This window comes from Mycobacterium sp. (assembly GCF_019247615.1).
GTDB lineage: Bacteria > Actinomycetota > Actinomycetes > Mycobacteriales > Mycobacteriaceae > Mycobacterium.
The window spans coordinates 15,473-29,097 of sequence record NZ_JAFBAT010000019.1; the positions used below are offsets into that span (position 1 = coordinate 15,473).

13 protein-coding genes are annotated in these 13,625 nt (G+C 69.3%); 3 read left to right on the top strand and 10 right to left on the bottom strand.

The window, feature by feature from the left end:
* The 3 genes from JO059_RS01315 to JO059_RS01325 form a co-directional block, all read right to left on the bottom strand.
* Complete coding sequence (locus JO059_RS01315; RefSeq protein WP_293314126.1) at positions 1-1,110, bottom strand: cystathionine gamma-lyase; 1,110 nt, start codon at positions 1,108-1,110, stop codon at positions 1-3.
* Between the two features lie 6 nt (positions 1,111-1,116).
* On the bottom strand, positions 1,117-3,195 hold the full coding sequence (gene ligA / locus JO059_RS01320) for an NAD-dependent DNA ligase LigA (protein WP_293314127.1): 2,079 nt from the start codon (positions 3,193-3,195) through the stop codon (positions 1,117-1,119).
* Between the two features lie 217 nt (positions 3,196-3,412).
* Positions 3,413-4,438 (bottom strand): methionine synthase, encoded by a 1,026-nt coding sequence (locus JO059_RS01325; RefSeq protein WP_293314129.1) that lies wholly within the window; start codon positions 4,436-4,438, stop codon positions 3,413-3,415.
* A gap of 96 nt (positions 4,439-4,534) precedes the next feature.
* Here JO059_RS01325 and JO059_RS01330 point away from each other — a divergent pair, with 96 nt between their 5' ends.
* Complete coding sequence (locus JO059_RS01330) at positions 4,535-5,170, top strand: sensor domain-containing protein (RefSeq protein WP_293314130.1); 636 nt, start codon at positions 4,535-4,537, stop codon at positions 5,168-5,170.
* 10 nt (positions 5,171-5,180) lie between these two features.
* Here the strand turns inward: JO059_RS01330 and JO059_RS01335 are convergent, their stop codons facing one another.
* The 5 genes from JO059_RS01335 to JO059_RS01355 form a co-directional block, all read right to left on the bottom strand.
* Complete coding sequence (locus JO059_RS01335; RefSeq protein WP_293314132.1) at positions 5,181-5,465, bottom strand: DUF4190 domain-containing protein; 285 nt, start codon at positions 5,463-5,465, stop codon at positions 5,181-5,183.
* A gap of 98 nt (positions 5,466-5,563) precedes the next feature.
* Positions 5,564-6,640, bottom strand: a complete 1,077-nt coding sequence (gene mnmA, locus JO059_RS01340) for a tRNA 2-thiouridine(34) synthase MnmA (protein ID WP_293314134.1) — start codon at positions 6,638-6,640, stop codon at positions 5,564-5,566.
* Positions 6,641-7,843 (bottom strand): cysteine desulfurase family protein, encoded by a 1,203-nt coding sequence (locus JO059_RS01345; protein WP_293314136.1) that lies wholly within the window; start codon positions 7,841-7,843, stop codon positions 6,641-6,643.
* A 46-nt stretch (positions 7,844-7,889) separates the two neighbouring features.
* A complete protein-coding gene (locus JO059_RS01350; protein WP_293314138.1) occupies positions 7,890-8,726 on the bottom strand; it encodes a lysophospholipid acyltransferase family protein in 837 nt (278 codons plus the stop codon).
* Positions 8,723-9,580: a GNAT family N-acyltransferase gene (locus tag JO059_RS01355; RefSeq protein WP_293314139.1), complete on the bottom strand. Its 858-nt coding sequence runs from the start codon at positions 9,578-9,580 to the stop codon at positions 8,723-8,725. Before JO059_RS01355 ends, JO059_RS01350 begins: the two co-directional genes overlap by 4 nt.
* 360 nt (positions 9,581-9,940) lie before the next feature.
* Between JO059_RS01355 and JO059_RS01360 the strand changes: the two genes are divergently transcribed.
* Positions 9,941-10,900 (top strand): alpha/beta hydrolase, encoded by a 960-nt coding sequence (locus JO059_RS01360; protein ID WP_293314141.1) that lies wholly within the window; start codon positions 9,941-9,943, stop codon positions 10,898-10,900.
* Between the two features lie 73 nt (positions 10,901-10,973).
* On the opposite strand, the gene JO059_RS01365 is transcribed toward JO059_RS01360, so the two are convergent.
* Both JO059_RS01365 and JO059_RS01370 read right to left on the bottom strand, forming a co-directional pair.
* A complete protein-coding gene (locus tag JO059_RS01365) occupies positions 10,974-11,930 on the bottom strand; it encodes an electron transfer flavoprotein subunit alpha/FixB family protein (RefSeq protein ID WP_293314143.1) in 957 nt (318 codons plus the stop codon).
* A 36-nt stretch (positions 11,931-11,966) separates the two neighbouring features.
* Positions 11,967-12,767 carry an electron transfer flavoprotein subunit beta/FixA family protein gene (locus JO059_RS01370; protein ID WP_293314145.1) on the bottom strand — a complete coding sequence of 267 codons (801 nt, stop codon included), beginning with the start codon at positions 12,765-12,767 and terminating at the stop codon, positions 11,967-11,969.
* A 153-nt stretch (positions 12,768-12,920) separates the two neighbouring features.
* Here JO059_RS01370 and JO059_RS01375 point away from each other — a divergent pair.
* On the top strand, positions 12,921-13,625 hold a 705-nt coding region (locus JO059_RS01375; RefSeq protein ID WP_293314147.1), incomplete at its 3' end, for a class I SAM-dependent methyltransferase.

Consider the following 13,625-nt stretch of genomic DNA (forward strand, 5'->3'; position numbering starts at 1 on the left):
TCAGGTCGACGTGAGCGCGCGCTCGATGTCTGCCACCAGGTCGTCGGTGTCTTCAATGCCCAGCGACAGGCGCGCGAATCCGTCGGCCACGGGGTCGCCCCAGCGCGCCCGGCGGTCGAGCGAGGTGTGGATCCCACCGAAGCTGGTGGATGCGATGAGCAGCTCACTGCGCTCGACGAGCGCGTGTACCGCGGCGGCGTCGGCCAACTCGAACGAGACCAAGGCTCCGAAGCGGCGCATCTGTGCGGCGGCCACGGCATGCGCCGGGTCCGCAGGCAAGCCCGGGTAGCGCACCGCTCGCACAGCCGGATGGCCGGCCAGCATCGTCGCCACCTCCTGCGCATTCCGGCACTGGCGCTCGAATCGCAGCCCGGCGCTGCCCAGGCTGCGCAGCAGCAGCCAGCCCTCGAATCCGCCGAGGATCGCACCGGCGAGCAACCGATGACGTTCGGCGGCGGCGATCAACTCGGGCTGGTTGGTCGCCACATAACCGGCCAGCAGGTCGCTGTGCCCCGAGAGCCCCTTGGTGGCGCTGGCCACCACCAGGTCGGCCCCCAACGCCAGGGGGCACTGACCGAAAGGTGTAGCTGCCGTGTTGTCGACGATCAACCTCGCTCCGCGAGACCGGCAGACGGTGGCCAACCGCTCGAGTTCGATCACATCCAGCGCGGGGTTGGTGGGAGTTTCGGCCAGTACCACGTCGGCGCCGGCCGCCGCGTCATAGATTTGCGAACTCGACGCCTCGATGACCGAAACACCGGCGGGCGCAAGGTGTTCCACCGCATATTGGCGCACCTGATAGTAGCCGTCGGACGGCACCACCACGGCCGAACCGGGCCCGGTCAGTGCGCACAGTGCGGCACTGATGGCCGCCATGCCCGAGCCGAAGACCACCGCTCCGGTCGCTCCCTCCAGCGCGGCGACCGCCGATTCCACTTGCCGCCAGGTCTCATTGGAGCTACGGCCGTAGGTGTCGAAAACAGAGGTTTCGTCGGCCGACAGGTGATACGTGGAGGCCAGCACCGCGGACGGCGCCACCGGCTGACCGGGGATAGCCGGGGGGCTTATGGCCCTGACGCTACGCGTCGAATCGCCGAACCGACTGCTCATCGTCGGTCACTCTTCGACCTCAGGAGGCCCGTCGGCCAACAGCTTTCGGAACCCGTCCTCGTCGAGGATCGGCACACCCAGCTCCACCGCCTTGTCGTATTTGGAGCCCGGCGCGTCCCCGGCGACTACGTAGTCGGTCTTCTTCGACACCGAACCCGCGGCCTTGCCGCCTCGGGCCACGATCGCCTCCTTGGCGTCGTCGCGCGAGAAACCCGTCAGCGAACCGGTGACCACGATGGTCAGGCCGTCGAGCGTGCGCGGCACGCTGGCATCGCGCTCGTCGGCCATCCGCACTCCCGCGGCCCGCCATTTGTCGACGATCGCGCGGTGCCAGTCCACGGTGAACCATTCGGTGACCGCGGCGGCGATCGTCGGGCCGACTCCCTCGACCGCTGCCAGCTGATCGGTGGACGCCGACGTGATCGCGTCCAGGCTGCCGAACTCGGTGGCCAGGGCGCGGGCGGCCGTCGGCCCAACATGCCGGATGGACAACGCCACCAGAACCCGCCACAGCGGCGCGCCCTTGGCCTTGTCAAGGTTGGCCAACAGCCGCGCGCCGTTGGCCGACAACCCGCCGGCCTTCGTCCGGAACAGCTCGGTGCGCAGCAGGTCGTCCTCGGCGAGGTCGAACAAGTCTCCCTCGTCGGCGATCACCCCGGCCTGCAGCAGCGCGACGGCGGCCTCGTATCCCAGCCCCTCGATGTCGAACGCGCCGCGGCCGGCAACATGAAAGACACGCTCCCGCAACTGCGCCGGACACGCTCGGGCATTGGGACAACGAATGTCCGCGTCACCCTCCTTCGCGGGGGCCAACCACGTGCCGCACTCGGGACACGTTGTGGGCATGACGAATTCGCGTTCCGAGCCATCACGAAGGTCGGCGACGGGACCCAGCACCTCGGGGATGACGTCACCCGCCTTGCGGATCACCACGGTGTCGCCGATCAGCACGCCCTTGCGCTTGACCTCGGCCGCGTTGTGCAGCGTGGCCAGGCCCACCGTCGACCCCGCAACCTTCACGGGCGTCATGAACGCGAACGGCGTGACGCGGCCCGTCCTGCCCACGTTGACCCGGATGTCGAGAAGCTTGGTCTGCACCTCCTGGGGCGGGTACTTGTACGCGATCGCCCAGCGCGGCGCCCGTGAGGTGGAACCGAGCCGGCGCTGCAACGCCACGTCGTCGACTTTGACGACGACGCCGTCGATTTCGTGATCGACGTCGTGGCGATGCTCGCCCCAGTAGGTGATGCGCTCGAGGGCTCCGGCGACGTTTCCCACCCGGGTGGTGTGTTCGGAGACCGGCAGGCCCCAGGCGCCCAGCGCCAGGTAGGCCTCGTGCAAGGTGGCCGGGCGGAACCCCTCGGTATGTCCCACACCGTGGCAGATCATCCGGAGCTTTCGCCGCGCGGTGACGGCGGGGTCCTTCTGGCGAAGCGAGCCCGCGGCGCTGTTGCGCGGGTTGGCGAAGGGCGTCTTGCCGTCCTCAACCAGTGCGGCATTGAGCGCCTCGAAGTCGGCGAGCCGGAAAAACACCTCGCCGCGCACCTCGAGCACCTTCGGGACCGGAGGCCCCGCACCGTCCTTGAGCCGTTCGGGGACGTCGTCGATGGTGCGGGCATTCAGCGTGACGTCCTCGCCGGTGCGGCCGTCACCGCGGGTCGCCGCCCGGACAAGCCGCCCGTCGCGGTAGACCAGGGCCAGCGCGACGCCGTCGATCTTGAGCTCGCAGAGGTAGGGCACCTCGTCACCGACCTCGCCGCGGATGCGGGCCGCCCACAGCTCGAGCTCCTGGGCGCTGAAGACGTTGTCCAGGGACAACATTCGCTCCAGGTGCGCGGCCTCGGTGAAGTCCGTGGCGAAGCCGGCCCCCCCGACGAGTTGGGTCGGCGAATCGGGAGTGCGCAGCTCGGGGTATCGCTCTTCGAGGCCTTGGAGCCGACGCAGCAGTTGGTCGAAGTCCGCGTCGGAGATGATGGGCGCGTCGCGGACGTAGTAACGGAACTGGTGTTCGCGGACCTCGTCTGCCAGTTCCCGCCATTGGCGCCGGATCTCGGGTGCAACAGGGTCAGCTTCTGCTGAAGTCACCTTCGCAGGCTATCGAAGGGCGGCGACAGCGCCCGACCGCGAGGCATGAGTCACATCTGCCACACGTCCCTCTCCCGGGAGTCGGTGCCCGCGTTGCCCACCTCGTAGCGACAACTTATCCACCCCGGCGGCGTCGAGAACTGTCGCTGTGAGGCGGGCAGAAAGACACGTCCTCCCGAATCGGTGCTTGCGTGGCGATGTGGCAGCCTGCCGATGATCAGATGGCGTCCGGGTCCTCGGCGAACAGTTCGGCGGCCTTGCGGGCAAGCCCCAGAGCGGTGCGTGCCCACTGAGGCGCCGATTCCGCCAGCCCGCACGCCGTGGTGACACCGATCCGATCGCGCAGCGCCGAGCGCTCGAAGCCGAGCCGGTCGGTCACCGCTACCACCGCGCCCGCCACGTCCGCGGCCGACGGCCGCCGTTCCGGGGCGCTGGGGGCGACCACACCGAGCATGACGGTGCGGCCCGATTCGACGAACGCGGCGATACCGTCGAGATCCGGCGCCCGCAGCGTGCTGGCATCCACCGATATGGCCTGGATTGTGCTGCGCTGCAACAGATCCCAGGGTAGCGCCGACGCACAACTGTGCAGCAGCACATCGACGCCCGCGGTGGCGACGCAGCTGTCGAGCAGCGCGGCGGCCACCGCCTCGTCGAGGGCGGCGACCGGGCTCAATGCGGTCACCCCGGGCAGCCGCCCGCCCAACGCCGCCGGCAGCGACGGCTCGTCGAACTGCACCACGACCGGCGTGTCGAGTCGGCGGCGCAGCGCCGCGCGGTGCGCGGCCACCCCTTCGGCCAGTGAGGCCGCCAGGTCACGCACAGCCCCGGCGTCGGTGATCGCCCGGTGTCCGTTGGCGAGCTCGAGCCCGGCGGCCAGCGTGACCGGTCCCGGAGCCTGCACCTTGACGGGGCGCCCGCCGCCGCGCAGTCCGGCTGTCTCCCAAGCCTCTTCCAATGCGTCCATGTCCTCGTCGAGGAGGCTGACGGCGCGCCGTGTCACCGCACCGGGCCGGGCGACTATCCGGTACCCGCGGGGGACCGTGTCGATCGCCACGTCGATCAGCAACGCGGCGGACCGCCCCAGCATGTCGGCGCCCACTCCGCGGGCGGGCAGCTCGACGATGTGGGCCAGCGCGCCCGCCAGCTCGCCGACGACAACCTCGGCGGCCTCCCGGGCAGCGGTGCCGGGCCACGATCCGGTGCCGGTGGCCTTCGGGAAAACTTCCGCGAAAACACTCACCCGGGAACAGTATTCGACGTGCTGTGGCACGCCGGTCGCGAGGGGTGTCCCCCGCGGGTAGGTTCTAACGGACAAGGACGCAAGACGGTGGGGCACATGGGGAGATTGATTCGGCCGCTGCTGTTGTGGGGTGCGGTGCTGCTCGCGGCATCTTGTACCCGGGTGGTCGGCGGGATTGCCGTGCCGGGATTCGGTCCCGCCGCCAAGGGCGTCCATGGGGTGAACGTCGACACGATCCTGCTGGACCAGCCGCGGATGGGAGCGATCACCGGCGCGGGCGAGCACCTGACGATCATTCCCTCGATGGACGGAAACCGGCCGGTCGACATCGATGTGCTAGCCGACAGCACCCCAAGAGAATGCCGGTTCCTCTACGCCGAGACGGCGACGTTCGGGCCCGACATCGAAGAGTTCCACAAGACCACCTTCCAGGACCCGCCCGACGGCGCTCTGATCTCGGAGGGCGCAGCGGCGTATCCGGATGTCGACACGGCGCGCCGTGCCTTCGGCGCACTGGTGAACAGCGTCGCCGACTGTGCGGGGGGATCTTCGGGACAGCTGTCCGCCGGCGACTGGGAGGCGAAAGGCGACTCGTTGCACCTGGGTCCCGGCGGCTGCGGCCGTGACTATCGCGTCCTGTCGGTGGCCATGCTGGAAGTCACGGTGTGCGGGTTTCCGCAATCGGTGTCCGACATCGTCATGACGAACATCGCGGCCAACATCCCGGGTTAAGGGGAACGGTTCACCAGTGTGCCGTCGTCAGCAGCTCGAAGTTGGCGCGGCCACAATGAATCCACATCACAACGTGTAGAGCCGTGACGGCCGCCACCACCGCCAGCGCGGCGATCGCGAGTCCCGAGCCGTTTTGCCCGCGCTTCTTGACTTGACGCAACCCCACGAGCGCGAGAACGCCGCTCAGCGCCGGGCTGCCGTACATGCCCATCAGGCTCAACACGAAAGCCGCGATGACAAGGGGGTTGGTCTGGACGGCCTGCGCCGCCCGCTCGGCGACCTGATTGCTGCTCATGGCTGTTCATTCCTCTCCGCTGCTGGGGGCTTGCGAAGAAAGATTCGCCGACGGCGCTTGGCGGATTCTGGACGGATTCTTGGAGGGTCGGCTCGGGCTCAGCCATGCGTTTCGGCGATGGTCGCGCTGCCGAGCACCTCGTCACCGTCCGGGTCCGGGCGGTAGAGCACCAGCGTCTGGCCGCGAGCCACGCCGCGCAGTGGGGTGCGCAACCGCACGACAAGCTCGTCGGCCACGAGTTCGGCCACAGCAGCGGCCATTTCACCGTGTGCCCGCACCTGCACGGCGCATTCGAGGGGACCCGCCGGCGAGGCTCCGGCGCTGAACACCGGGGACCGACCAACCAGCACATGCACGTCGAGGTCGGCGGCCTCGCCGACCTCAACGGTCGCGGTCTCGGCGTCGATTGCCGTCACATACCGCGGGCGCCCGTCAGGTCCCGGGCCGGGGATGCCCAGGCCCTTGCGCTGCCCGATGGTGAAGCCGTAAATCCCGTCATGGGTGGCCAGTACCGCACCGTCCGCCCCGACCACCGTGCCGCGACGAACCCCGATCCGCTCACCCAGAAAGGCTTTGGTGTTACCGGAGGGGATGAAGCAGATGTCGTGGCTGTCCGGCTTGTGCGCGACCGCCAGGCCGCGGCGCGCGGCTTCCGAGCGGATCTGAGGCTTGGGCGTGTCGCCGATCGGAAACACCGCATGGCGCAATTGCTCGGCCGTCAGCACGGCCAGCACGTAGGACTGGTCCTTGTCGCGATCGACGGCGCGGCGCAGCCGCCCGCCGGACAGCCGCGCATAGTGGCCGGTCGCAACGGCGTCGAAGCCCAGCGCGAGGGCCCTCGCCGACAGCGCCGAGAACTTGATTCGCTGATTACAGCGCACGCATGGATTGGGTGTTTCGCCACGGGCGTAGGACGCCACGAAGTCGTCGATGACGTCCGTTTGAAACTTGTCCGCGAAATCCCAGATGTAAAAAGGTATTCCGAGCACATCGGCGACGCGGCGAGCGTCCGATGCGTCCTCCTTCGAGCAGCAGCCCCGCGAGCCGGTGCGCAGCGTGCCCGGCGCCGACGACAGTGCCAGGTGCACACCGACCACGTCGTGACCCGCGTCGACCATGCGGGCGGCGGCGACCGACGAGTCGACGCCACCGCTCATCGCGGCGAGGACTTTCACTTACGAGGCCCCCGCCGCCGCCAACGCCGCCCGGCGGGCCCGCTCCACGGCTCCCGGCAGCACCCGCAACACCTCGTCGACGTCCGCGTCGACGCTGGTGTGCCCCAACGAGAGTCGCAGCGAACCGCGGGCACTGGCCGGGTCGGCGCCCATCGCGACCAGCACGTGCGACGGCTGGGCGACACCGGCGGTGCACGCGGATCCCGTCGAACACTCGATGCCGTTGGCGTCCAACAGCATCAACAGCGCATCACCTTCGCAACCGCGGAACGTGAAGTGCGCGTTGCCCGGGAGCCGCTGGGGGTACCTCCCGCTTGCGGGGGACGGGTCAGGGGCGCCGTTGAGGCTGACGTCGTCGATGCCGGCCAGCACGCCCGCCACCAGGCGATCCCGCAACCCCCGCAACCGCGCGCCGTTGGCCGCAAGCCCGTCCACCGCGATTCGTGCCGCCTCGGCCATTCCGACCGCGCCGGCGACATCGGGTGTCCCGGAGCGGATGTCGCGTTCCTGGCCGCCGCCGTGCGACAGCGGCACGCAGGCGACGTCGCGGCGCAGCAGCAACGCGCCCACCGCCGGCGGTCCCCCGAACTTGTGCGCGGTAACGCTCATGGCCGACAGCCCGCTGTCGGCGAAGCCGACGGGCAGCTGGCCCACCGCCTGGACGGCGTCGCTGTGCATCGGAACCCCGAATTCTGCTGCGACGGCGGCGAGTTCGCCGACCGGCATGACGGTACCGACCTCGTTGTTGGCCCACATCACCGACACCAGCGCGACGTCGTCGTGACTCTGCAGCGCATCGCGCAGCGAGGCCGCCGACACGGAGCCGTCGGGGGCCGTCGGCAGCCAGGTCACCTCCGCGCCTTCGTGCTCGATGAGCCAGTTCACCGAGTCCAGCACGGCGTGGTGCTCGACCTCAGTGGTGACGATGCGCCGGTGGCGTGGCTCGGCGTCGCGGCGAGCCCAGTAGATGCCCTTGATGGCCAGGTTGTCGCTCTCGGTGCCGCCGGCGGTGAAGATGACCTCGGACGGACGCGCGCCGAGTTTTTCCGCGATCAGCTCGCGGGATTCCTCGATCCGCCGCCGTGCGGTCCGGCCGCTGGTGTGCAGCGAGGACGCGTTCCCGACGCTGCCGAGAACGGCCGTCATCGCCTCCACGGCGGCTGAGTGCATGGGGGTGGTGGCGGCGTGATCGAGGTAGACCATGACGCGCCCCACGATACCGGCCCGCCCGGCGCCGGGCAGGGGCCGGTCAGGCCACCAGCGCGTGGCGCGGACCGGGACGCTGCGGCGCTCCTACGCCCACCGCCGACTGGCAGCGGCGGGCCAGCACCCGCCGATCGTTGCCGGGCAGCTGCAGAGATTCGACGTGAACGTGCGCCACTGTGCGCACAGTGAGCAACCGAAACATGGCCCGCCGCAAGGTGTCGTCGCCGACGAAGGCTGGGGCGGTCGAGAGGCTGCCGTCGACGTGGTGATAGGTCAGCCGAAGCGGCTGCACCGGGCGGCCGGCGTCGATGGCGGCCTGGAACATCGCCGGGTAGAACGAACCGCATGCCACCCCGCACCACGTGGTGCCCTCCGGGAAGGCCACCACGGTCTGGCCCGCGCGCAGCCGATGCGCGACGGTGTCCACCACCCCGGGCAGCCGCCGGAGGCTCGCCCGCTCGATGGGGATGATCTTGAGCAGGCGCGCCAGGCGCCCGGTGAACATATCCGCGCGCGCCACGAACGACCCGGGCAGCACCGAACCGACCGCGAAGACGTCCAACCAGGACATGTGGGGGCTGACCACCAGGACTCCGCGCAGGTTTCGGATCGGGCTCCCCGAAACCCTGATGCGTACCCCGAAGCAGCGCAGCACTGCGCGGCAGTAGAAACGCTGCACCCCCACCTGACCCGGCATCGGCACCACCACCAACGGCACCCCAGGCGCCAGCAGCAGCGCCAACAACACCCGAAGCGTCACCCGCAGCACCACTCGCCACCGCGACGACGCGGGGCCCACGCCCACACAGCTGCCGTCGCAGGTCGCTCGGGGAAACCAGGAGTGGGCGATGACTGCTGCAGAGCGCCCCGGGCGGTTCACTGGGTGCCGCCGGCCATTTCAGTCGCCGCCGACACCGACCGAAGCCTCTTGAGGTATCTGGTATCGGCACGCCGCTTGTCCAGCAGGATGCAGAAGTCCCCCACGCCGAAGTCGGGGTCGTGCGCGGGCTCGCCGCAGACTTGAGCGCCCAGCCTCAGGTAGCCCCTCATCAGCGGCGGGACCGACGGCCGCGGCGGCGCCGGAATGTCGTCGATGGCCACACCGTTCACGCGCACCGGGCGATACGGGTACACCCGGTACTGCGGCGGCGCGGCGTGGCGGCTCAGGATGAAGTCGCGTACCCCACGTAGCTGGCTGCCCGGCGCGTCACACTCCGCGCCGTCGGTTTGGTCTCCGATGGGCACCGACACGCAGCCGGTCACATAGTCGTAGCCGTAGCGGTCCAGGTATGCCAGGATCCCGGCCCACATCAGCAGTACGACGCCGCCGTTGCGGTGACCGTCGCGCACCACGGCGCGCCCCATCTCCACCAATGACGGCCGCAGCGTGTCGAACGCGCGAACGTCGAATTCGGTTTCGGTGTAAAGGCCGCCCGCCGCGATGGCACCGGCCGGCGCCAGCATCCGGTAGCAACCCACCAGCTCGCCGGTGTCGTCGTCGCGGACCAGCAGGTGGTCGCAGTACTCGTCGAACCTGTCGGTGTCGAGGTGCTCCGTGCCGGCCGTCGGCAGCGCGAAGCCGGGAGTGCTGGTGAAGACGTCGTACCGGAGCCGCTGCGCCGCCTCGACCAAACCGGGGTCGGTGGACAACAACAGCGAGTACCGCGGCCCAGCCGAGCTGGTCGCCGCCCCCTCCGGCTTCTCGCTGGCTATCAGGACAGAAGCAATGCTCATGCGATCAACGTGGCGTAGTCGGTGAGCTAATCGGCGTCGCCGCTGTGACGTGTCGGTGCACGTCAGATGACGAAATGTCGCGAAATTCGTGGGCGAGAACACAGCCGTAGGCGGCATCCTGGCGCGGGGCTGGCCGCGCGCCAGCCGAAGGTGAAGACTCGCATCGTGCCCCGCAGGCCGATGACGATGAGGAGGTCGCACGGTGATCGACGGCGCTCTCGACCCGTCACGACTACACGGTCCTTGGGCTATCACCGCGATGCCGGGACAGTTGACATGAACGTCGTCGCCGAGAACACCATGGAATCCCTGGTCGCGGGGTTTGACGCCGCCCGGATTTCGGCCTGACGGGCCTCGCACGTGGGCCTGCAAATCGACCCCGAGGTGCTCGCTGAGCTGGCGTCCCTGCGAGACGCCGCCGGTGGGCCGGAGCCGCCGCCCGTCGGTGACGTCCAGACGCGGCGCGCGACCAGTCGACGCAGGATGGAGTTGCTGATGCCGACGCGGCAGCCTGTCGCCGGGGTCCAGATGCACCGCTACACCGTCGATGCCGCCGATGGCGCCGCGCTGACCGTGAACTGGTACCGGCCCGTCGGCCCCTGCGGGGGCGGCGCGGCGCTGTATTTGCACGGCGGCGGAATGATTCTCGGGCTGAGCGAGCTCGGCGCGCTGTTCGACTGGTCGGCCCGTCGCTATGTCGCCGACTCCGGTGTTCCGCTGCTGTTGGTCGACTACCGGACCGCGCCGGAGTTCCCGCACCCGATTCCGCTACTGGACTGCTTTGCCGCATTGGTGTGGCTCGCGGGCCATGCTGGCGAATTGGGCTTCGATCCGGCGCGCGTCGCCGTGATGGGAGACAGCGCGGGCGGTGGCCTGGCCGCCGCGGTGTGTCTGATGGCGCGGGATCGCGGCGGTCCCGCCGTCGCCCTTCAGTTGCTGATCTACCCGATGCTCGACGATCGCACGACGGTGCCGGACCCGGAGCTGGTGGCGTTCTCGACGTGGACCTATGACGACAACGCAACCGGTTGGCAGGCCCTGCTCGGTGCCGACGCCGGTGGCGACGATACCGACGCGTACGCCGCCCCGGCCAGGGCGGCCGATCTTTCGCGGCTCCCGCCGACCTACATCGACGTGGGCGATCTCGACATCTTTCGCGACGAGAACATTGTCTATGCGCGGCGATTGGCCGATGCGGGCGTCCCGACCGAACTGCACGTGCATCCCGGCTGCCCGCACGCGTTCGAAGGACTGGCACCCAACGCCGCCGTGTCTCGGCGAGCCATCGCCGACCGCGTCCGGCGCCTGCGGGCTCTATAAGCCATTCGTCACACGCACGAGTGCGGGCACGCCTCGCGAATCAGCGGCCAGCAACCGGCCGCCGGCCGAGAACTCAGCCCTTGCGGGCCTTGATCGCGTCGGTCAGCTGTGGGGCGACCTTGAACAGGTCCCCCACCACGCCGTAGTCGGCGATCTCGAAGATGGGCGCCTCTTCGTCCTTGTTGACCGCGACGATGGTCTTCGAGGTCTGCATGCCCGCGCGGTGCTGGATCGCGCCGGAGATGCCCAGCGCGACGTAGAGCTGCGGCGACACCGTCTTGCCGGTCTGGCCGACCTGGAACTGGCCGGGGTAGTAGCCGGAGTCGACGGCGGCGCGAGAGGCCCCGACGGCCGCACCCAGCGAGTCGGCCAGCGCCTCGACCACGCTGAAGTTGTCCGCACTGCCGACCCCGCGCCCACCGGATACCACGATGGTGGCCTCGGTGAGCTCCGGACGATCACCGGCGACCGCCGGCTCGCGGGCGGTGATCTTGGTGGCGTTCTCGGCGGGCGCGGGAACCTCCACGTTGACCTGCTCGCCGGCGCCGGCGGCCGGCTCTGCGTCGACGGCACCGGCCCGCACGGTGACCACCGGGGTGTCTCCGTTGGCCTGGGCCTCGACCGTGAACGCGCCGCCGAAGATGGAGTGCACGAACTTGCTGCCCTCCTTGACCTCGACCACGTCGACCAGCAGGCCGGATCCGATGCGAGCCGCGAGCCGGCCCGCGATCTCCTTACCGTCGGCGTTGGCGGCCAGCAGCACGGCGGCGGGCGTGTTGGATTCGGCCAGCGAAGCCAGCACGTCGACCACCGGGGTGATCAGGTATTTGTCGACGTCGTCCGATTCGGCGACATAGATCTTGGCCGCGCCGGCCTCCTTCAGCCCGTCGACCAGCGGCGCGGCCGTTCCCGACGCGCCCACCACGACGGCGGCCGGCTCGCCCAGCGCGCGGGCGGCGGTGATCAATTCGGAGGTGACCTTCTTCAACGCGCCTTCAGCGTGCTCGACGAGCACCAGTACTTCAGCCATCGGTTATCTCGCTTTTCCGTCCGTCGTCGTGCTCGTTCAGATGATCTTCTGGGCGACCAGATACTGCGCGATCTGGTTGCCGCCCTCGCCCTCGTCGGTCACCTTCTCACCCGCGGTCTTGGGCGGCTTCGGCGTCGACGCAATCACTGACGACCCGGCGTTTTCGAGCCCGACCTCGTCGGCCTCGACCCCGATCTCGGCCAGGCTCAACACCGTGACCTCTTTCTTCTTAGCGGCCATGATGCCCTTGAACGAGGGGAAGCGCGGCTCGTTGATCTTCTCGGTCACGCTCACGACCGCGGGCAGGCTGGCCTCTAGGGTGAACACGCCCTCGTCTGTTTCCCGCTCGCCGGTGATCTTGCCGCCTTCCACGGACAGTTTGCGCAGGTGAGTCAGCTGCGGCAGGCCCAAGTATTCGGCCACGATGGCCGGCACCGCCCCGCCCACACCGTCGGTGGCTTCGTTGCCGGCGATCACCAATTCGGTGCCCTCGATGGTGCCGAGCGCCCGAGCCAGCGCCCAGGCGGTCTGGACCACGCAGGACCCGTGCATGCCGTCGTCCTTGAGGTGGACGGCCTTGTCGGCGCCCATGGACAGGGCCTTGCGGATCGCTTCGGTCGCGCGCTCGGGTCCCGCCGTGAGCACGGTCACCGACCCCTCGACGCCGTCGGCCGCCTCTTTCTCCCGGATCTGCAGCGCCTCTTCGACGGCGCGTTCGTTGATCTCGTCCAGCACCGCGTCGGCGGCCTCGCGGTCCAGCGTGAAGTCGCCGTCGCTGAGCTTGCGCTCCGACCAGGTGTCAGGGACCTGCTTGATCAGGACCACGATGTTCGTCATGTGTGTGCTTCGTCCTCCTCGAAGGGGTCCCACTGAAAGTTTCCACAGAAGTCGACTCGCGGACCTCGGTGCTCTCACACCATAGCGGGTCATAATGCCGGTTCTTGCGGCCCGGTTCGCTTATCAGCCACTTCGCGTTAGCCTGCCTATTCAATGAGCGCATTCCTGTCCCGCGGTCCCCAGCCGAGGTCCGACGACTGCCCTGCCCCGGTTGAGGCGGGGCTGACGCTGACGGGCGAGCGCACCGTCCCGGATCTGGACATCGAGAACTATTGGTTCCGGCGCCACCAGGTGGTCTACCAGCGACTGGCGCCGCACTGCGCGGGCCGCGACGTGCTCGAGGCCGGCTGCGGCGAGGGTTACGGCGCCGCCCTGATCGCCGGCGTCGCGCGCCGCATCGTGGCGGTGGACTACGACGCGGCCACGGTGGCCCACGTCCGAAGGCGCTACCCGGAAGTGGAGGTCATGCGGGCAAACCTGGCCCGGCTGCCGCTGCCGGACGAGTCGATGGATGTCGTCGTGAACTTTCAGGTCATCGAGCACCTCTGGGACCAGGCGCAGTTCGTGGCCGAGTGCGGCCGCGTCCTGCGTCCCGGTGGATTGCTGATGGTGTCCACGCCCAACCGAATCACCTTCTCACCGGGCCGCGACACCCCGATCAACCCGTTCCACACCCGCGAACTCAACGCCGACGAGCTGACCAAGATGCTTGTCGACGCCCGTTTCCGTCAGGTGACGATCAGCGGCGTCTTCCACGGGCCACGGTTGCGCGAGATGGACGCCCGCCACGGCGGCTCGATCATCGACGCGCAGATCGCCCGCGCCGTGCAGGACGCGCCTTGGCCGCCGGGCCTGGCG

Bases quoted from the DNA above. Each gene is read 5' to 3' on its own strand.
- JO059_RS01345 (WP_293314136.1), bottom strand. From the start codon at position 7,843: ATGGTCTACCTCGATCACGCCGCCACCACCCCCATGCACTCAGCCGCC.
- JO059_RS01335 (WP_293314132.1), bottom strand. From the start codon at position 5,465: ATGAGCAGCAATCAGGTCGCCGAGCGGGCGGCGCAGGCCGTCCAGACC.
- JO059_RS01330 (WP_293314130.1), top strand. From the start codon at position 4,535: ATGGGGAGATTGATTCGGCCGCTGCTGTTGTGGGGTGCGGTGCTGCTC.
- JO059_RS01365 (WP_293314143.1), bottom strand. From the start codon at position 11,930: ATGGCTGAAGTACTGGTGCTCGTCGAGCACGCTGAAGGCGCGTTGAAG.
- JO059_RS01355 (WP_293314139.1), bottom strand. From the start codon at position 9,580: ATGAGCATTGCTTCTGTCCTGATAGCCAGCGAGAAGCCGGAGGGGGCG.
- JO059_RS01370 (WP_293314145.1), bottom strand. From the start codon at position 12,767: ATGACGAACATCGTGGTCCTGATCAAGCAGGTCCCTGACACCTGGTCG.
- JO059_RS01315 (WP_293314126.1), bottom strand. From the start codon at position 1,110: ATGAGCAGTCGGTTCGGCGATTCGACGCGTAGCGTCAGGGCCATAAGC.